Raw genomic sequence first — 17,689 nt, 5'->3', positions numbered from 1 at the left:
CGGGTGGACGCGGGAGTGGTGCCTCGGGAGCGCAGCCCTGCCGTGAAGCTCATCGACGCTCCGCGAGGCACCTGACCGGGGGTTCACGACGTCCCGGCCTGGGATCACGGTACGACGGCCCCCGCGAGATCACCAATCGCAAAACCCCTGGTCAGAGCCCTGGAAATCCCTAGACGTCCTAGCGACGCGTCGCGACCAGGCATTTCCCGCCGACACGCCCGGGCCGGGCTCTGTCCGTTTCGCGCAGTCCTGAGGCGTCCTCGTCGACGCGACGGCCGCCTCCTCGGCTCGTTGGTCCTGTCCCGCCCTGGGATGATCGTCGGATGAGCCTCATCCGACTGCACGACGTGTCCGTCCGCTTCGAGAACGCCCCCGTGCTGCGCGAGGCCTTCTTCCGGCTCGAGCAGGGCGACCGGGTCGGCCTGATCGGCCGCAACGGCTCCGGCAAGTCGACGCTGCTCAAGCTCGTGCTCGAGCAGGTGCAGCCCGACGCCGGCACGGTGACGGTCGAGCCGGGCACGCGCATCGGGTACTTCTCGCAGTTCAGCGAGCTGGACGGCACGTCCACCGTCACCGAGGTGCTGCAGGGCCTCTTCGAGGGCGTGCGTGCCATGGAGGCCGAGCTGGCCGAGATCGACTCCGCCATCGCGGTGGCGGCCACGGACCCCGACCAGGGCGACGAGCTGACCCGGCTGATCGACCGCCAGGCCGAGCTCTTCGCCGAGATGGACCGCCAGGACGGCTGGGACTACCCGCGCCACATCGACACGGCCCTCACGACGCTCGGCTTCACCGAGGAGCACCGCTCGCTGCCCATCGACGACCTGTCGGGAGGCTGGCGCAACCGGGCGGCGCTCGCGAAGATCCTGCTCGAGCAGCCCGACGTGCTCCTGCTCGACGAGCCCACGAACTTCCTCGACGTGGCCGGCGTCGAGTGGCTCGAGCAGTGGTTCCGCGACTTCCGCGGCGCCGCCGTCGTCGTCTCGCACGACCGGCAGTTCCTCGACGCGGTCGTCACCCGCATCGTCGAGGTCGAGGCGTTCCACCTGCACGAGTACCCCGGCGACTTCGGCGAGTACGTGGTGCAGAAGCAGTTCCGGCTGAAGACCATCGAGCAGCAGTTCGCGCACGAGTCCGAGCTCCTCGCCTTCGAGTCCGAGGGCATCGCCGACCGGCGCGAGGCGGTCAAGGTCGCCAAGGCCGCGAAGGCGGGAGGTGCGGGCGGCCTCACGAAGGAGCTCGCGAAGATCAAGAAACAGCGCGCCCCTCGCCCGGTCGACCAGATCATCACCGAGATCTACGGCGGGCTGCACGTCAAGGACGTGCTCTGCCGCGTCGAGGGGCTCGGCAAGTCGTACGGCGACCGCGTGCTCTTCGACGACGTCTCGTTCGAGCTCCGTCGCCGCGACCGGATGGTCGTCTCGGGCTCGAACGGCAGCGGCAAGAGCACGCTGCTCCGCGTGCTGGCGGGGGAGGAGCGGGCCGACCGGGGGCGCGTCGACTGGGCCGGCGGCGCGCGGGTCGTCTCGTACGACCAGGTGCTCGCCGACCTCGACGACCAGGACACGGTGACCCACGCGGTCAACGCCATGCCGGACAGCCTCGCCCTCACGGCGACGCGCAAGTCGGTCGGCCGGTTCCTCACGATGTTCCAGTTCTCCGAGGCCGACGTGAAGCAGCGGATCGGCGCGCTCAGCGGCGGCCAGCGGGCTCGGGTGGCGATGGCCCAGTGCCTGCTGTCGGGCGCCTCCGTCCTGTTGCTCGACGAGCCGACGAACCACCTCGACCTCGCGAGCACGCAGGTGATGGAGCGGGCGCTCGTGCACTTCCCGGGCGCGGTCGTCGTCGTCAGCCACGACCGCTTCTTCAGCGAGAAGGTCGGCAACCGCCGCGTCGTCTTCGGGGCGGAGGGCGCGGCGGTCGGCGAGCTCGAGGTCGGCGCGGCCTGAGCCAGGCGCGGTGCGCGTGGCCGGTGCTGTCCGCGCCCGCAGCCCCGGGGGTGTTGACTGGGGACGCTGCGCCAGTCAGGTCTGTCGTGGAGACTCCTCTCCCGCGAGCACCGACACCCAGAAGCGAGGCCGTCATGGCCACCCCTGCACCGCACGCACCCGACACCCTCCACCCCGAGGACCCTGCCTCGCAGGAGGGGCCGGTCGACTCCCAGCCCGCCCTGCGGAACGCCCAGGTGGTCGGCACCGGCATGCCCCTGCTCGAGGAGCGGGCGCCCTCCGACGCCGCGAGCGAGATCCTGGCGCGGATGCGTCGGGTCCGCGACGCGGACATCGCGTTCGCGCTCCAGCTCCGTCAGCAGCTCGACCTGAGCGGCAACGACCTCGCGGCCGTGACGCTCATCCAGCACTGCGAGGCCCGGGGCACGAACGCGCACGCGAAGGACATCGCCCACCAGCTCGGGGTGACGAGCGCGGCGGCGACGATCATCGTCGACCGGCTCGTGGCGCTCGGCCACGTGCTTCGCACGGACGACCCGAACGACGGGCGTCAGCGCATCCTCAGCCTCACGCCCAGTACGTGCGAGCTCCTCGAGAACGCCACCCGGGATGCGGACCGGGCGCTGGCCGAGCTGGCCGCGACCCTCTCGACCAGGGAGCGGACGCGGCTGACGACGCTGCTCGACGCGGTCGCGGAGATCCTCGACGCCGGGCCCGCCGCCTCCTAGGGGCGCTCTGCGGGCCGTTCACGACCTATCCGCTTTGCGAAGTCCCTCGAACGGTTAGCTTCGTGCATTAGGTAGACCCCGTGCCGGGGCATAGCTTCGGGGTACCGGATCTTCCCCTCCGGCGCCCTCCGCCGATACGCCGCCAACATCCTGGTGGTCCTTCGCCGGGCGCTGTGCACCCGGTTGACGCGAGGCCAGCTACGCCTCAGATCACGGCCGTGTCCCATGACGACGATCGATCCTGTCCGAACTGCCGCCCGCCCGCTCCTCCACGTCCGTGAGGTGCCCGCGCCGGCCACCCGCCCCCCGCTCGCACCCCGTGGCGCGAGCAGCTACACCACCGCTCCCGGCGCCGTGCCCGTGCGCATCGGCTCCTACCGTCGCGGCGCTCGTGCGTCGCGCTCCGCAGCCCCGGTCGTCTCGGCCGAGCTGACCTACGGCGACTTCTTCGCCACGCCCGGCGCCTAGCGCCGCGGCGTCGCCCTCCCGCGACGCCACCTCCTCCGGCACCGTCCGGCAGTCGGCACCCCGACGCACCCGATCCGTCCCGTCCCGCACCCCGGGACAGGTCGTCCCCTCAGCTCCCCTCACCCGAGAGGCACCACCGTGACCCAGACCCCGTTCACCCCCGCCCCCGCCGTCGACCACCTGTCCGTCGCGACCGAGGCCATCGACGTCATCTCGCTGATCTCCGCCCAGGACGCCGCGTGACCGCCGCCGAGCTGGCGGCGCTGCCGCCCGAGGCGCTCGTCGACCTCGTCCGTCGCGTGCTGCGCGAGCCCACCGCGCGCTAGGGCCCTGCCCCGCGGGCGGCCGTCAGGTCGAGACCCCGAGAACCGCCGAGACCCTCCTGCGCGCAGGAGGGTCTCGGCGGTTCCGCGCGGTGTCGACGCCGACGTCAGTCGGCGAAGAGCGCCCCGACGGGCTCGCGCTTCTCGGCCTGGAACGCGTCCTCGACGCGACCGAGCGCCCAGTAGGCGCTGAGCGACAGCGACGACCGCTCGAGGCCCCAGGTGTCGTGCAGGACGACCCGCGCCTCCTTCATGGCACCTCGCTCGCCGTGGGCGAAGACGCGCACCGGCGACGTGGGCGGCTCGAGGCCGCGGAGCGCCGTCAGCAGCGCGCTGCCCGGACGCGCCCCGGCACGGTGCAGCCAGCGGAGCTCGACCCCGTCGGGCCGTGCCAGCACGAGCTCGTCGTCGGGCCCCTCGACCTCGATCAGGGCCAGCCCGCGGGCATCGGGCGCCATCGACTCGAGCGCGGAGGCGATGGCCGGCACCGCCGAGTCGTCGCCGAGCAGCAGGTCGGGCACGGCGGGGTCGTCGGACGGCGACCAGAGTCCGCCGGGGCTCGACATCTGCAGCCGGTCGCCCGGCCGGGCCGCCAGCGCCCACGGCCCCGCGACGCCCTCGTCGCCGTGCACGACGAAGTCGACGGCGATCGTCCGCGCGGCGGCGTCCACCGAGCGGATCGTGTAGGTCCGTCGCACCGGCAGCTCGTCCGGCCCGAGGCGGCCGCGCAGCTCGTCGAGGTCGAACGGCGGCTGCAGCCCTCGATCGGGGCGCGGGGGCAGCAGCAGCTTGACGTAGCGGTCGGTGGCCGCCAGCTGCTCGGCCCCGGCCTCGACGAACCCGTCGAACGCCTCGCCGCCGAGGTGCACCCGGACGAGGTGCGGCGACAGGCGCTCGGTCCGCTCGACCACGAAGACGTGCTGGGCACGCACCGGCCGGGCGGTCCAGGCGAGAGGCGCGACGGCGGCGGGTGCCGAGGAGGCGGCGGCGTCGGTCACGAGGGACTCCCCGGTCAGTCCTGGGTCGCCGTCTCGAGCAGCGGCACGAGCTGGTCGAGGGCGTACTGACGCGAGAGCGCGCTGCTCAGCGAGTACGCGGCCGAGACGTCGCCGTCGATCACGAGGTCGTGACCGGCCTGCACGGCGGGCACGGCCTTCCACTGCGGGTCGTCGGTGATCTCGGTCGTGTCGATGTAGATCGGGAACGCGACGACCACGTCCGCGTCGATCACGTCGAGCTGCTCGGACGAGATCGTCACCGAGAACCCGCCCGAGTTCGGCGTGAGGGCCGCGATCGCGGGGTTCTGCTCGAAGCCGAGCTCCTCGAGCAGGTCGACGCGCTCGCTGCCCTCGACGTAGGCGCCCCAGCCCTCGCTGGTCTTCGTGGCGGCGGTCACGGTGAGGCCGTCCCACTCGGGGTGCGCCTGGGCGATGGCCTCGACGGCCGACTCGCTCTCGTCGACGAGGCGGTCGCCCTCGTCCTCGAGGCCGAGGGCGGTCGAGACGAGGTCCAGCTGGTCCTCGAAGTCGGTCAGGTAGTTGTCGCCGCCCTCGGGCACGCCCACGGTCGGCGCGATGCTCGAGAGGCGGTCGTACCGGTCCTGGTCGCCGGAGCCCTTGGTGTCGAGGATGAGGTCGGGCTCGAGTGCCGCGATGGCCTCGTAGGAGGGCTCGAGGGTGCCGATGATCTCGGGCGACTGGTCGTAGAGGCCCTGGGCCCAGGGGCCGACGCCGTCGGCCTCGTCGCCGAACGCGAGCCAGTCGGAGGCGCCGACCGGCTGCACGCCGAGGGCGAGCGCCGTCTCGGCGTCGCCCCAGCCGAGGGCGACGACCCGCTTCGGCTGCTGGTCGATCGTGACCTCGCCGAACTTGGTGTCGACGCTCGCCGGGAACGTGCCCGCGGCGACGCTCGGGCCGCTGGTGGCCGCGTCGTCGGAGGCGCCGGCGGAGCAGCCGACGAGGGCGAGGGAGGAGGCGGCCAGGACGGCGACGAGGGTGACGGGGGAGCGCATGGGGGTGTCCTCGGGATTCGGGGGCGGGGTGCTGGCTCGCATCAGGGCGAGACCCAGGTGAGGTTAGCCTAAGCTCATCTGCATGGCGACCACCACCACGCCCGGATCCGTCCGGGCCCCGAGGGCCGCCGCCCGGACCCGCCGGAGGGTCGCGTGCCTCGTCGTCGCGGTCGTCCTGCTCGCGGTCGCCCTCCTCCTCAGCCTCGCGGTCGGGGCCCGGCCCGTCGCGCTCGTCGACGTCGTCCAGGTCCTGCGCGGGCTGCTGCCCGGTGCCGCCGCCCCGGCAGGCGTCGAGCCCGCCGACGTCGCCGCCGTGCTCGACCTCCGACTGCCGCGCACCGCCGCCGCGCTCGTGGCCGGGGCCGGCCTCGGGGTCGCGGGCGCCGTCGTGCAGGCCGTCACCCGCAACCCCCTCGCCGACCCCGGCATCCTCGGCGTCACGGCGGGCAGCGCGTTCGCGGTGTCGATCGCCGTCGGCTTCGCCGGGGTCACGGCCGCGAGCGGCTGGATCTGGTTCTCCTTCGTCGGCGCGGCCCTCGCCGCGGTCACGGTCTCGCTGGTCGGGGGAGCCGGCAGGTCCGGCGGCAGCCCCGCGCGGCTGACGCTCTCGGGCATCGCCCTGGGGGCCGTGCTGAGCGGGATCACCTCCTCCATCGTCCTCGCCGACCCGCGTCGCTTCGACGCCGTCCGCGCCTGGGAGGTCGGCTCGCTGGCCGACCGCGGCTGGGGGCCGGTCGCGACCGTCGCCCCCTTCGTCGTGGTCGGCGTCGTCCTCGCGCTGCTGGTCTCGCGTCCGCTCGACGCGGTGGCCCTCGGCGACGACCACGCCTCGTCCGTGGGCGTCTCGGTGCCCCTCGTGCGCGTGGCCGCCCTCGTCGTCGTGACCCTCCTGGCAGGAGGCGCGACGGCCGTGGTCGGGCCGATCGCGTTCCTGGGGCTGATGGTCGCGCACGCCGCCCGCGGCGTCGTCGGCGCCAGCCAGCCGTGGACGATCGGGCTCAGCGCCCTGCTGGGGCCCGTGCTGCTGCTGCTCGCCGACGTGCTGGGGCGGGTCGTCGCGCCTCCCGGCGAGCTCGCCGCCGGCCTCGTGACCGCGGCTATCGGCGCACCCGTGCTGATCGTCGTCGCCCGCCGCCTCACGGGCGGTGCGCGATGAGCGGCCTCCGTCGCCTCCGCACCCGTACCCGGAGCCGCCGCGCTGTCGCCACCGCCTCCCTCGCCGTGGTCGCGGTCGTCGTCGCCGTGGTCGCACTCGGCCTCGGCGACTACCCGCTCAGCCCGCCGGAGGTGCTGCGCGCCCTGCTCGGCGGCGACGGCTTCGCGTCGTCGATCGTGCTGCAGTGGCGGCTGCCCCGCGTGCTGGCCGCGCTCGTGTTCGGGGCCGCGCTGGGCGCCTCCGGGGCCGTGTTCCAGTCGCTGACCCGCAACCCCCTCGGGTCGCCCGACGTGATCGGCTTCTCGACCGGGGCCTACACGGGCGCGATCGTCGTGATCGTCTCGGGTGCCGCCTCCGCGGTCGGCACCGCGCTCGGCGCGCTCGTCGGCGGCCTCGCCACGGCGCTCGTCGTGTACCTGCTCGCCTGGCGCAGGGGGGTGCACGGGCGGCGGCTGATCATCGTCGGCATCGCGGTCACGGCCCTGCTGCACTCCGTCAACAGCTGGCTGCTTCTGCGGGCCCAGGCCGAGGTGGCCCTGTCCGCGTCGTTCTGGGGAGCCGGGTCGCTGGCCCTCGTCGGCTGGTCGGAGCTGCTGCCGGCCGGCGTGCTGATCGCGGTGCTCGCGGTGCTCGTCGCGGGCCTGGCGCGGCCCCTCCGCCAGCTCGAGCTCGGCGACGACGCGGCCCGTGCCCACGGCCTCTGCGCCGAGGGCACGCGCCTGGCCCTCGTGGTGGTCGCAGTCGCGCTCACCGCGGTCGTCACCGCCAGCACGGGGCCGATCATCTTCGTGGCGCTCGCCGCGCCCCAGCTCGCCCGTCGGGTGGTGCGCTCGGCCGGGGTCCCCCTGCTCGGCTCCGCCCTCGTCGGGGGCCTGCTGCTGCTCGTCGCCGACGTCGTCGCCCAGCACGTCACCACCACGCCCGTGCCCGTCGGCCTCGTCACGCTCGTGATCGGCGGCGCCTACCTGATCAGCCTGCTCGTCGCAGAATCCCGGAGGACCCGGTGACCGACCCCGTCACGCCCGACCCGCTCGTGCCCGGCCCCGTCCCGCGCGGCGGCGTCACGCCCGCCGCCGCCCCGCCCGCCGGCGCCGCACCTGCCAGCGCCACGCCGAGGCTCGCCGCCCGGGCCGCGCACCTCGCGTACGACCGCCGCACCGTCTCGGCGTCGATCGACGCCGAGGTCCGCGACGGCTCGTTCACGGTGATCGTCGGGCCGAACGCCTGCGGCAAGTCGACGCTCCTGCGGGCGTTCTCGCGCCTCCTCGCCCCTCGCTCCGGAGCCGTGCTGCTCGACGGACGCGACCTCGCGAAGGTGCCCGCGAAGGAGGCGGCGCGCACGGTCGGCCTGCTGCCCCAGTCGTCGACCGCCCCCGAGGGGATCACCGTGGGCGAGCTCGTGTCCCGCGGCCGGTACCCGCACCAGGGCATGTTCCGGCAGTGGTCGGACGCCGACCGGGCCGCCGTCGCGACCGCGCTCGCCGAGACCGACCTCGTCGACCTGGCCGAGGTGCCGGTCGACGAGCTCTCGGGCGGGCAGCGGCAGCGCGTCTGGGTCGCGATGGCGCTCGCGCAGCAGACCTCGGTGCTGCTGCTCGACGAGCCGACCACGTACCTCGACATGGCGCACCAGTACGACCTGCTCGACCTCTTCGCACGGCTGCACGAACAGGGCACGACCGTCGTGGCCGTGCTCCACGACCTCGCGCAGGCCGCGCGCTACGCGACGGACCTCATCGTCATGAACGACGGCGAGGTGGTCGCGACCGGCGCCCCGGCCGACGTGCTCACGGCCGAGCTCGTCGAGGACGTCTTCGACCTGCCGTGCCTGGTGGTGCCCGATCCCGTGACGGGGACGCCCCTCGTCGTGCCGCGCCGGCGGCGCTGAGGCGGCAGGCGGGGAGCGAGCCGGCGTCGGGCCGAGAACCAGCGCGAGAGCGACGAAACGACGCGGCGTCCGGCGTCGTCTTGTCGCTGTCGCGTCGCTCGACGGCCGGACGGGGCCGCCGGGCGGGGCCGCCGGGCGACGCCGCCCGGCGAGGGCGCCGGGCACGTGCTCGGGCGCCGCGCGTACGCTCCGGGCATGACCGATCTGCAGGGAGCCGTCGTGCTCGTCGCCGGGGCGTCGGGCGGCCTCGGCTCCCGGATCGCCGCGCAGCTGTCCGACCAGGGGGCCGTCGTCGTGCGGGCCGGACGCGCCGGGGGAGCCCTGACCGGGCCCGACGCCTACGTCGCCGACCTCCGCGAGCCGGGCGGCGGCGCGTCGCTCGTCGCCGCGGCGCTCCAGGCCCACGGCCGTCTCGACGGCGTCGTCGTCGCGGCGGGCGTCGTCGGGTTCGGACCTGCCGACGCCGTCACCGACGAGGCTCTCGACGAGTTGGTCCAGACGAACCTGCTGGCGCCCGTCCGCCTGCTGCGCGACGCGTCGGAGGCGCTGGCCGCGTCCGCCGCCGCGGGTCGCGACCCGTTCGCCGTGACGATCAGCGGGGTCGTCGCCGAGTCGCCGACCGCGGGCATGGCCGCGTACTCCGCGGCCAAGGCGGGCCTGGCCGCCTGGGTGAGCGCCGCCTCCCGCGAGTTCCGGAGGCGCGGCGTCCGCCTGGTGGACGCACGGCCCGGGCACACGGAGACCGGCCTCGCGACGCGGCCGATCACCGGCGAGGCGCCGAGCTTCCCGACGGGGCTCGACCCCGACGTGGTCGCGGCCCGCATCGTCCGGGCGATCGTCGACGGAGAGAAGGACCTGCCCAGCGCCAGCTTCTGACCGTGCCGCGTGCCGTGCCCCGCGCGTCGGGCTTGGCCCTGCGCGGCCAGTAATTTGCGCGTGATCCGTGTGGCTGGGGCCGGGGTGGCCGGTTGCCAGCAGCCGCTTCGCGCGGATCTGTCTCGGTTTGCGACCTGACGCCTCGGGGAGGTGGTGCGGCGTAGCCGCGGCCCTCTCTGGCTCTCGCGTCGGGCGCGTAATTTGCGCGTGATCCGTGTGGCTGGGGCCGGGGTGGCCGGTTGCCAGCAGCCGCTTCGCGCGGATCTGTCTCGGTTTGCGGCCTGACGCCTCGGGGAAGTGGTGCGGCGCAGCCGCGGCCCCTCTCGCTCGCGCGCCGAGGAACAGGCCCCGCAGGAGGCGCGGCGCCGGCACCGGGGATCAGGCGAAGCCGGTGCCGAGCTCGCGCAGCAGGTCGGCCAGCTGGTCGCGCTGCTGACGGGTCAGCGACCCGAGCGGGGAGTGCTCGGCCTCGAGCAGGTCGAGCATGGCCCGGTCGACGAGGTCGACGCCCTCCTCGGTGATGCGGATGAGGGCGGCGCGGCCGTCGCGCGGGTCGGCCCGGCGCTCGACGAGGCTGCGCTCGACGAGCCGGTCGAGCCGGTTCGTCATGGTGCCGCTCGTGACCATGGTGGCCGTGACGAGGTCCTTGGGGCTGAGCTCGAAGGGGTCGCCGGCCCGGCGCAGGGTCGACAGCACGTCGAACTCCCAGATCTCGAGGCCCGAGCGCCGGAACGCCTCGGCGCGCACCCGGTCGAGCCGTCGGGAGATGCGGCGCAGCCGCGAGAAGACGTCGAGCGCTGCGAAGTCGATGTCGGGCCGCACGCGCGCCCAGGCGTCGATGATCAGGTCGACCTCGTCGTTGGTGTTCACGCAGCAGTCCTCTCGGGCGGGGGGCACCCCCGATCATGCCCCTCGAAGGTGCGGGTCGCCTCGACGCCGCCCCGCGCGCGCCCTGGCGGCGTGCGCTGCCTGCCCCGTGAGCTCCCACTCGACCCTCGTCGCCCACCCTCGTCCGGGGCACGTTTTACACGTCCGTAACAATTTGTATACAAGATCGCGTCATCGGGACTGATTGCATTCAATCCACTCCTTCCCGCACCCGAGCATCGGACCACACATGCCTCTGACCTCGCTCTCCTCGCGATCTGCCGCCCGGCGTCGCGCGCTCACGCTGCCGGCCGCAGCCCTCGGCATCGTCCTCGTGGCGACCGGGTGCCAGCAGGTCCAGACGGCCGACACCGCCGCCACGAGCAGCAGGGAGGACATCTCGACCGCCCCGATCGGCGACGCGACGATCGTCGAGGGCGGCGACCTCGTCATGGCGCTCTCGGCGGAGCCCGACCGGCTCGACCCGACCACCTCCTCGTCCCTCTACACGCGCTACGTGATGGAGACGATGTGCCAGAAGCTGTACGACATCGACGCCGAGGGCGCCATCGTGCCGATGCTCGCCACCGAGCTGCCCGACGTCAGCGACGACGGCCTCACCGTCACGTTCCCCGTGCGCACCGACGCCGTCTTCGCCGACGGCACCCCGCTCGACGCGGAGGCGGTCGTCACCACCCTGCAGCGCGGCCTCGACAAGGACGACTCCTCACGCCGCAGCGAGCTCGGACCGATCACCGGGATCTCGGCGGTCGACGACGAGACCGTCGAGGTCACCTACTCCGAGCCGTTCGCCCCGCTGACGGCGGCACTGGCCGACCGTGCGGGCATGGTCATGTCGCCCACGGCGCTCGCCTCGGCAGGCGACGCGTTCGGCGACGCGCCCGTCTGCGTCGGCCCGTACAAGTTCGTCGAGCGCGTGCCGCAGACCTCGATCACCGTCGAGCGCGACCCGCTCTACTACGACGCCGAGTCGGCCCACTTCGACACGATCACGTACCGCATCATCACCGACGCGAGCATCCGCGCGGCGAACCTGCAGTCGGGAGACGTGCAGGTCGCCGACTCGATGTCGACGCAGGACGTCGGCACGCTGAAGGAGGACGACTCGCTCACCGTGCTCGAGGTCGGCTCCCTCGGCTACCAGGGCCTGACGGTCAACATCGGCAACCAGGACGGCATCGGCACCGACCCCGTCCAGCTCGACGGCCCGCTCGCGAGCAACGCCGCGGTGCGCCAGGCGCTGTCGATGTCGATCGACCGCGAGGCGCTCGTGAAGACCGTCTTCGGCGGCCTCTACGACCCTGCCTGCTCCCCGATCTCGCCGAGCAGCCCGTTCGCCACCGACGCGAGCGACGCCTGCCCCGACTACGACCCGGAGGCGGCGGTGCAGATGCTCGAGGACGAGGGAGTGGAGACCCCCCTCGCCATCGACATGCAGGTGAGCAACAACCCGGACACCGTGCGCTTCGCCCAGGCGCTGCAGGCCCAGGTCGCCGAGGGCGGCTTCGAGCTGACCATCACCCCCGTCGAGTACTCGACGCTGCTCGACGTGCAGACCGAGGGCGACTTCGAGGCGCTGCAGCTCGGCTGGTCGGGCCGCATCGACCCGAACGGCAACATGTTCAACTTCCTGTCGACCGGTGCCGGCAACAACTACAGCGGCTACAGCGACGACGAGGTGGACGAGCTGCTCAGCGACGCCGCCTCGACGACCGACGTCGACGAGCGGGCCGAGCTCTACGGCCAGGTCGTCGAGAAGGTGCAGGAGGACTCGCCGATCATCTACCTGTACCGCGTGCGCAGCCTCACCGCGCTGTCGAACGACATCGCCGGGGTCTCCACCTTCGCCGACGGCGTCGTGCGCCTCAGCACCGCCGCCTTCGTCGAGGCCGACTGAGCCATGGCGCGCTACCTCCTCACCCGCCTGTGGCAGTCGGCGGTGACGCTCGTGCTCGCCTCCGTCGTGGTCTTCGTCGGCGTCCGGCAGCTGCCGGGCGACCCTGCCCTCGCCCTGGCGGGTGAGGAGGCCAGCCCGCAGCAGGTCGCGGCGATCCGCGCCGACCTCGGGCTCGACGACCCGCTCGTCGTGCAGTACCTCCGCTTCGTCGGGGCCTTCCTCCGGGGCGACCTCGGCCAGTCGACCCGGACCGGCACCCCCGTCGCCGACCTGATCGGCGCGACCCTGCCGGTCACCCTGTGGCTCTCGCTGTACGCCATCGTCGTGGCCGTGCTCGTCGGCGTCGCCCTGGGCGTCGTCGCCGAGCGCTGGCGCGGACGCTGGCCCGAGTGGATGGCCAACGCGGCCGCCCTCGTCGGACTGAGCGTGCCGAACTTCTGGCTCGGCATCCTCGCCATCCTGTGGCTGGCCGTCGGGCTGGGGATCTTTCCTGCCTCCGGGTACGTCCCCGTCACCGAGGACCCGTGGCAGGCGCTCGTGCACCTGACCCTGCCGGCCCTCATCCTCGGCACCTCCCTCGCCGCCGTGATCATGCGGCAGACGCGGGCCTCGATGATCGAGACGATGACGACGGACTACGTCCGCACCGCCCGCGCCAAGGGCCTCGGGCGGGGCCGCGTGCTGCTCCGCTACGGGCTCCGCAACTCGATGATCGTCGTCGTCACCATCGTCGGGCTCCAGCTCGGCGGGCTCATCTCGGGCGCCGTCGTGACCGAGCGCATCTTCGCCCTGCCGGGCTTCGGCAAGCTCACCCTCGACGCGGTCTTCACGCGCGACTACCCGGTCGTGCAGGCGGTCGTGCTGGTCATCACGCTCGGCTACATCCTGATCAACCTCGTCGTCGACGTGCTCTACAGCGTCCTCAACCCGCGCATCCGAGTCGGAGGAGCCTCCTGATGACCGTCCTCGTGCCCACCTCCCACGAGCTCGGCTCCGACCGGGGCCGTGTCTGGGGCCAGCTGCGCCGCAACAAGCTCGGAGTGACCGGCGGCGTGATGCTGCTCGTCGTGCTCGTCGCGGGGATCGCCGCCCCGCTCATCGCGCCGTACGGCCCCGCCGAGGTGCACTTCGACGCCCCGTTCCAGCTGCCCGGCACGATCGGGTACCTGCTCGGCACCGACGACCTCGGCCGCGACATCCTCTCGCGCACGGTCTACGGCATCCGCGTCTCGCTCGTCGTCGGCGTGCTCAGCGTCGTGCTGGCCGTCGTCGTCGGCACCCCGCTCGGGCTGGTCGCGGGCTACTGGCGCTGGCTCGACGCGATCGTGTCGCGCCTGACCGACGTGATGCTCGCGTTCCCGTTCCTCATCATCGCCGTGGCGCTCGCCGCGATCAGCGGGCCGAGCCTCGGCAACGCGGTGGTCGCCCTCGGCATCGCGCAGATCCCCACGATGATCCGGGTGGTGCGCGGCGAGACGATGCGCATCCGCTCGACCGACTTCGTCCTGAGCGCCCGCACCATGGACGCGACCGGGCTGCGGGTGATCTTCGCCCACGTGCTGCCGAACTGCGTCTCGGCGATCATCGTCCAGGCGACGGTCATCATGCCGGTCGCGGTCATCGGGGAGGCGCTGCTGTCGTTCCTGGGGCTCGGCATCCAGCCGCCGACGGCCAGTCTGGGCATCATGCTCTCCGACGCGCAGCAGTACCTCGCGAACGCCCCGTTCGCCGCCGTCGTCCCGGGCCTCGCCATCGCCGTCATCTGCCTCGGCTTCAACCTCGTCGGCGACGCGCTGCGCGACGCCCTCGACCCGACCTCCCGCGAACGGACCTGATCCTCGTGACCTACACCGCACCTCCTGCGTTCACCACCCGCCCCGACCTCCGCGGCACCTTCGGCATGACCGCCTCGACGCACTGGCTCGCGACGGCCTCGGCCCAGTCGGTGCTCGAGCGCGGCGGCAACGCCTTCGACGCCGCGGTCGCCGGCGCGTTCGTGCTGCACGTCGTCGAGCCGCACCTGAACGGGCCGGGCGGCGACATGACCGCGGTGTTCGCGACGGCCGACGAGCCGGGCCGACCCGTCGTCCTGATGGGGCAGGGGCCGGCGCCCGCCGGCGCGACGGTCGAGCACTACCGCGCCGAGGGACTCGACCTCGTGCCCGGCTCGGGCGCCCTCGCCGCTGCCGTGCCCGGCGCGGTCGACGCGTGGCTCCTCCTGCTCCGCGACCACGGCACGTGGGAGCTCGCCGACGTGCTCGCCTTCGCGATCGGCTACGCCCGCGACGGGCACCCGATCACCGCGCGGGTGACCGAGACGATCGGCGCGGTCGCCGAGCTGTTCGCCGAGCACTGGCCCACCTCGGCCGACCGGTGGCTCGTCGACGGCGCCCCGCCGGCCCCCGGCGAGATGGTCGTGAACGAGGCGTACGCCCGGGTGCTCGACGGGCTCGTGTCCGCAGGAGGCGCGCTGCCGGCCGCCGACGCCGGTCGCGCACCGCGGACGCCCGGCACCGACGGGCCTGACGGCCCCGGCTCCTCGCGCGCCGAGGCTGCCCGCCGTGCCCGCGTCGACGCCGCGCGCACCGAGTGGGCCGAGGGCCTCGTCGCGACCTCGATCGACGCCTTCGTGCGCACGCCGCACCGGCACTCGACGGGGGGCGACCACGCCGGCGTGGTCCGCGCCTCCGACCTGGCGGCCTTCCGCGCCTCGACCGAGGAGGCGACGACCGTCGAGTTCCGCGGCCACGTCGTCGCGAAGACCGGCGCCTGGGGGCAGGGCCCGGCCCTGCTGCAGGTGCTGGCGATGCTCGACCCGCTGCCCGACGAGCTGCTCGACCCCTCGACCGTCGAGGGCGCGCACACGATCGTCGAGGCGCTCAAGCTCGCGATGGCCGACCGCGAGGCCTGGTACGGCGACCGCGACGTGCCGCTCGGCCGCCTGCTGTCGGCGGAGTACGCCGCCGAGCGCCGCGCGCTCATCGGGTCGACCGCGTCGCACGAGCTGCGTCCGGGCGACGCCGGGGTCGCAGGAGGCGCGGGCCGCCTCCCGACGCTCCGCACCGACCACGAGGTGGCCGGCCCCGGCGCCGGCGTGGGCGAGCCCACCGTCGGCTCGTTCTCCGCCGCGGCCCCCGGCGCCGTCCCGCCCGCGGTGCCCGCCGACGACGCCCGTCAGCCGGGCGCCGAGCCCGACGTCGCCTCGACCGGCGAGACCCGCGGCGACACCTGCCACATCGACGTGGTCGACCGCTGGGGCAACGTCGTCTCGGCGACGCCCTCCGGCGGCTGGCTGCAGTCGTCGCCGACGATCCCCGAGCTCGGCTTCTGCCTCGGCAGCCGACTCCAGATGAGCTGGCTCGAGGAGGGCACCGCCTCGACGCTCGAGCCCGGTCGTCGCCCCCGCACCACCCTGACGCCGACGCTGGTGCTGCGCGACGGCCGGCCGCTGGTCGCCCTCGGCTCGCCCGGCGGTGACCAGCAGGACCAGTGGCAGCTCCTCTACCTGCTGCGCACGATCGTCGGCGGCTGGACCCCGCAGCAGGCGATCGACGCCCCGGCCCTGCACACGACGTCGTTCCCCGGCTCGTTCTGGCCGCGCACCTGGACGCCCGGCGGCGTCGTCGTCGAGGACCGCCTCGGCGACGAGCTGATCGCGGGCCTCGAGGCCCGCGGCCACGTCGTCACCCGCTCGGGAGACTGGTCGCTCGGCCGGCTGTCGAGCGTCACCCGAGACCCCGAGACCGGCGTGCTGGGCGCCGCCGCCAACCCCCGAGGAGCACAGGCCTATGCCGCAGGACGCTGAGACGCCGACCACGAACGCGACGACGGACGTGAGCACCGGCACCGGCACCAGCTCGAGCCCGGCCCCCGCGCCCCTGCTCGCCGTCCGCGGCCTGCGGGTCGCGTTCGGCGACCGCGACGTCGTGCACGGGGTCGACCTCGACGTGGCGCGCGGCGAGCGGGTCGCGATCGTCGGCCAGTCCGGCTCGGGCAAGTCGACCGTCGTGGCGGCCGTGCTGCAGCTGCTCCCCGGCGCCGGGCACGTCACGGGCGGCACGGTCCACCTCAGCGGCGACGAGCTGACCGGGGTCGGCGAGGCGCGGATGCGATCGGTGCGCGGCGCCCGCATCGGCCTCGTGCCGCAGGACCCGTCGACGAACCTCAACCCCTCGATGACCGTCGGGGCGCAGATAGCGGACGCCCTGCGGGCCGGCGGTGCCCGAGGTCGGGCCGCCGTCGGTCGACGCGTCGTCGAGCTGATGACCGAGGCCGGCATCCCCGAGGCCGACCGGCGGGCGGGCCAGTACCCGCACGAGTTCTCCGGCGGCATGCGCCAGCGCGTGCTGATCGCCGTGGCCCTCGCCCGCGACCCCGAGCTGCTCATCGCCGACGAGCCGACGAGCGCGCTCGACGTGACGGTGCAGCGGCAGATCCTCGACCACCTGCAGACGCTGGTCGACGCGCACGGCACGTCGCTGCTCTTCATCACGCACGACCTCGGCGTCGCGGCCGACCGGACCGACCGGATCGTCGTCATGCTCGACGGCCGCGTCGTCGAGCAGGGCACGCCGCGGCAGATCCTGCTCGACCCGCAGCACGAGTACACGAAGCGCCTGGTGGCCGCGGCGCCGACGGTGGCCGCCGCCGCAGCGCTCCGGGCCGAGGAGCCCGTCGGCGACGGGCAGCAGGGGGCCGAGGAGGTGCGGGCCGACCCGATCCTGGTCGTGACGGACCTCGTCAAGGAGTACCGCCTCCGTGGTCGTCGGGGCGAGACGGTGCGGGCCGTCGACGGCATCTCGTTCGAGGTGCCGCGCGGCACGACCACCGCGGTCGTCGGCGAGTCCGGCTCGGGCAAGACGACGCTGTCGCGGATCGTGCTGGGGATCGAGCCGGCCACGTCGGGCTCCGCCCTCATCGACGGCGAGGGCATCACCGCCAGTCGGGGCGCCGCGCGCCGGGCCCTGCGCCGTCGCGTGCAGCCCGTGTTCCAGGACCCGTACGGCTCGCTCGACCCCACCTACAGCGTCGAGCGGCTGGTCGACGAGCCGCTGCGCATCTTCGGGGTCGGCGACCGTGCCGGCCGACGGGCGCGCGTGGCCGAGCTGCTCGACCAGGTGGCGCTGCCGCGCTCGGTCGCGCAGAGCCGGCCGAACGAGCTGTCGGGCGGCCAGCGACAGCGCGTCGCGATCGCCCGGGCCCTCGCGCTCGAGCCCGAGCTGCTGATCTGCGACGAGGCCGTCTCGGCCCTCGACGTGCTCGTGCAGGAGCAGATCCTCGAGCTGCTCGCCGAGCTGCAGGGCCGCCTCGGGCTCAGCTACCTCTTCATCACGCACGACCTCGCCGTGGTGCGCCAGATCGCCCATAGTGTGGTGGTGATGCGACGCGGTCGCATCGTCGAGCGGGGCAGCGTCGACGACGTCTTCCTCGCCCCGACGGACGAGTACACCCACCACCTCCTAGGAGCGATCCCCGGTGCCAGCCTCGCTGTCTGAGCGACCCCGA

General features: G+C 74.0%; 15 protein-coding genes. 12 read left to right on the top strand and 3 right to left on the bottom strand.

Annotation, left to right across the window (positions count from 1 at the left end; all coding sequences use genetic code 11):
* Positions 1–323: 323 nt before the first annotated feature.
* The 3 genes from ACZZ97_RS09920 to ACZZ97_RS09910 all read left to right on the top strand — a co-directional run bounded on the left by ACZZ97_RS09920 (position 324) and on the right by ACZZ97_RS09910 (position 3,145).
* Positions 324–1,949: an ABC-F family ATP-binding cassette domain-containing protein gene (locus ACZZ97_RS09920; protein ID WP_314103985.1), complete on the top strand. Its 1,626-nt coding sequence runs from the start codon at positions 324–326 to the stop codon at positions 1,947–1,949.
* Positions 1,950–2,083: 134 nt separating this feature from the next.
* Positions 2,084–2,677: a MarR family winged helix-turn-helix transcriptional regulator gene (locus ACZZ97_RS09915; RefSeq protein ID WP_314103982.1), complete on the top strand. Its 594-nt coding sequence runs from the start codon at positions 2,084–2,086 to the stop codon at positions 2,675–2,677.
* A 225-nt stretch (positions 2,678–2,902) separates the two neighbouring features.
* A complete protein-coding gene (locus ACZZ97_RS09910; RefSeq protein WP_314103980.1) occupies positions 2,903–3,145 on the top strand; it encodes a hypothetical protein in 243 nt (80 codons plus the stop codon).
* Positions 3,146–3,575: 430 nt separating this feature from the next.
* Here the strand turns inward: ACZZ97_RS09910 and ACZZ97_RS09905 are convergent, their stop codons facing one another.
* Together ACZZ97_RS09905 and ACZZ97_RS09900 are read right to left on the bottom strand one after the other, a co-directional pair.
* Positions 3,576–4,466 carry a siderophore-interacting protein gene (locus ACZZ97_RS09905; RefSeq protein WP_463473037.1) on the bottom strand — a complete coding sequence of 297 codons (891 nt, stop codon included), beginning with the start codon at positions 4,464–4,466 and terminating at the stop codon, positions 3,576–3,578.
* Between the two features lie 14 nt (positions 4,467–4,480).
* Positions 4,481–5,479, bottom strand: coding sequence for an iron-siderophore ABC transporter substrate-binding protein (locus ACZZ97_RS09900; RefSeq protein WP_463473036.1), 999 nt, complete (start codon positions 5,477–5,479; stop codon positions 4,481–4,483).
* 82 nt (positions 5,480–5,561) lie between these two features.
* On the opposite strand from ACZZ97_RS09900, the gene ACZZ97_RS09895 reads away from it, so the two are divergent.
* The 4 genes from ACZZ97_RS09895 to ACZZ97_RS09880 all read left to right on the top strand — a co-directional run bounded on the left by ACZZ97_RS09895 (position 5,562) and on the right by ACZZ97_RS09880 (position 9,399).
* A complete protein-coding gene (locus tag ACZZ97_RS09895) occupies positions 5,562–6,635 on the top strand; it encodes a FecCD family ABC transporter permease (RefSeq protein WP_463473035.1) in 1,074 nt (357 codons plus the stop codon).
* Positions 6,632–7,642, top strand: coding sequence for a FecCD family ABC transporter permease (locus ACZZ97_RS09890; protein WP_463473034.1), 1,011 nt, complete (start codon positions 6,632–6,634; stop codon positions 7,640–7,642). The genes ACZZ97_RS09895 and ACZZ97_RS09890 overlap by 4 nt, the downstream gene beginning before the upstream one ends.
* Positions 7,639–8,523: an ABC transporter ATP-binding protein gene (locus ACZZ97_RS09885; protein ID WP_463473033.1), complete on the top strand. Its 885-nt coding sequence runs from the start codon at positions 7,639–7,641 to the stop codon at positions 8,521–8,523. Before ACZZ97_RS09890 ends, ACZZ97_RS09885 begins: the two co-directional genes overlap by 4 nt.
* 195 nt (positions 8,524–8,718) lie before the next feature.
* Positions 8,719–9,399, top strand: a complete 681-nt coding sequence (locus tag ACZZ97_RS09880) for an SDR family NAD(P)-dependent oxidoreductase (protein ID WP_463473032.1) — start codon at positions 8,719–8,721, stop codon at positions 9,397–9,399.
* A gap of 378 nt (positions 9,400–9,777) precedes the next feature.
* Here the strand turns inward: ACZZ97_RS09880 and ACZZ97_RS09875 are convergent, their stop codons facing one another.
* Positions 9,778–10,269: a MarR family winged helix-turn-helix transcriptional regulator gene (locus ACZZ97_RS09875; RefSeq protein WP_123548099.1), complete on the bottom strand. Its 492-nt coding sequence runs from the start codon at positions 10,267–10,269 to the stop codon at positions 9,778–9,780.
* Positions 10,270–10,516: 247 nt separating this feature from the next.
* Between ACZZ97_RS09875 and ACZZ97_RS09870 the strand changes: the two genes are divergently transcribed.
* From ACZZ97_RS09870 to ACZZ97_RS09850, 5 genes are read left to right on the top strand one after another with little or no spacing between them, the layout of a single operon-like run.
* The gene (locus ACZZ97_RS09870; RefSeq protein WP_463473031.1) at positions 10,517–12,184 is read left to right on the top strand and encodes an ABC transporter substrate-binding protein; all 1,668 of its coding nucleotides are present in this window, start codon (positions 10,517–10,519) and stop codon (positions 12,182–12,184) included.
* Positions 12,185–12,187: 3 nt separating this feature from the next.
* Positions 12,188–13,141: an ABC transporter permease gene (locus ACZZ97_RS09865; protein ID WP_314103780.1), complete on the top strand. Its 954-nt coding sequence runs from the start codon at positions 12,188–12,190 to the stop codon at positions 13,139–13,141.
* The gene (locus ACZZ97_RS09860; protein ID WP_314103778.1) at positions 13,141–14,019 is read left to right on the top strand and encodes an ABC transporter permease; all 879 of its coding nucleotides are present in this window, start codon (positions 13,141–13,143) and stop codon (positions 14,017–14,019) included. The genes ACZZ97_RS09865 and ACZZ97_RS09860 overlap by 1 nt, the downstream gene beginning before the upstream one ends.
* A gap of 5 nt (positions 14,020–14,024) precedes the next feature.
* Positions 14,025–15,989: a gamma-glutamyltransferase family protein gene (locus ACZZ97_RS09855; protein WP_463473030.1), complete on the top strand. Its 1,965-nt coding sequence runs from the start codon at positions 14,025–14,027 to the stop codon at positions 15,987–15,989.
* A complete protein-coding gene (locus ACZZ97_RS09850; protein ID WP_463473029.1) occupies positions 15,973–17,679 on the top strand; it encodes a dipeptide ABC transporter ATP-binding protein in 1,707 nt (568 codons plus the stop codon). The genes ACZZ97_RS09855 and ACZZ97_RS09850 overlap by 17 nt, the downstream gene beginning before the upstream one ends.
* Positions 17,680–17,689: the final 10 nt, after the last annotated feature.

The organism is Frigoribacterium sp. AC512, assembly GCF_979258295.1.
Note: the sequence above shows the minus strand (reverse complement) of the source record. Positions and strands in the feature narration are given on the sequence as shown.

What these genes read in the sequence shown, in the direction of transcription:
- ACZZ97_RS09895 (WP_463473035.1), top strand. Translation starts at nt 5,562, where the DNA reads ATGGCGACCACCACCACGCCCGGATCCGTCCGGGCCCCGAGGGCCGCC.
- ACZZ97_RS09900 (WP_463473036.1), bottom strand. Translation starts at nt 5,479, where the DNA reads ATGCGCTCCCCCGTCACCCTCGTCGCCGTCCTGGCCGCCTCCTCCCTC.
- ACZZ97_RS09865 (WP_314103780.1), top strand. Translation starts at nt 12,188, where the DNA reads ATGGCGCGCTACCTCCTCACCCGCCTGTGGCAGTCGGCGGTGACGCTC.
- ACZZ97_RS09890 (WP_463473034.1), top strand. Translation starts at nt 6,632, where the DNA reads ATGAGCGGCCTCCGTCGCCTCCGCACCCGTACCCGGAGCCGCCGCGCT.
- ACZZ97_RS09920 (WP_314103985.1), top strand. Translation starts at nt 324, where the DNA reads ATGAGCCTCATCCGACTGCACGACGTGTCCGTCCGCTTCGAGAACGCC.
- ACZZ97_RS09860 (WP_314103778.1), top strand. Translation starts at nt 13,141, where the DNA reads ATGACCGTCCTCGTGCCCACCTCCCACGAGCTCGGCTCCGACCGGGGC.
- ACZZ97_RS09880 (WP_463473032.1), top strand. Translation starts at nt 8,719, where the DNA reads ATGACCGATCTGCAGGGAGCCGTCGTGCTCGTCGCCGGGGCGTCGGGC.
- ACZZ97_RS09870 (WP_463473031.1), top strand. Translation starts at nt 10,517, where the DNA reads ATGCCTCTGACCTCGCTCTCCTCGCGATCTGCCGCCCGGCGTCGCGCG.
- ACZZ97_RS09910 (WP_314103980.1), top strand. Translation starts at nt 2,903, where the DNA reads ATGACGACGATCGATCCTGTCCGAACTGCCGCCCGCCCGCTCCTCCAC.
- ACZZ97_RS09915 (WP_314103982.1), top strand. Translation starts at nt 2,084, where the DNA reads ATGGCCACCCCTGCACCGCACGCACCCGACACCCTCCACCCCGAGGAC.
- ACZZ97_RS09850 (WP_463473029.1), top strand. Translation starts at nt 15,973, where the DNA reads ATGCCGCAGGACGCTGAGACGCCGACCACGAACGCGACGACGGACGTG.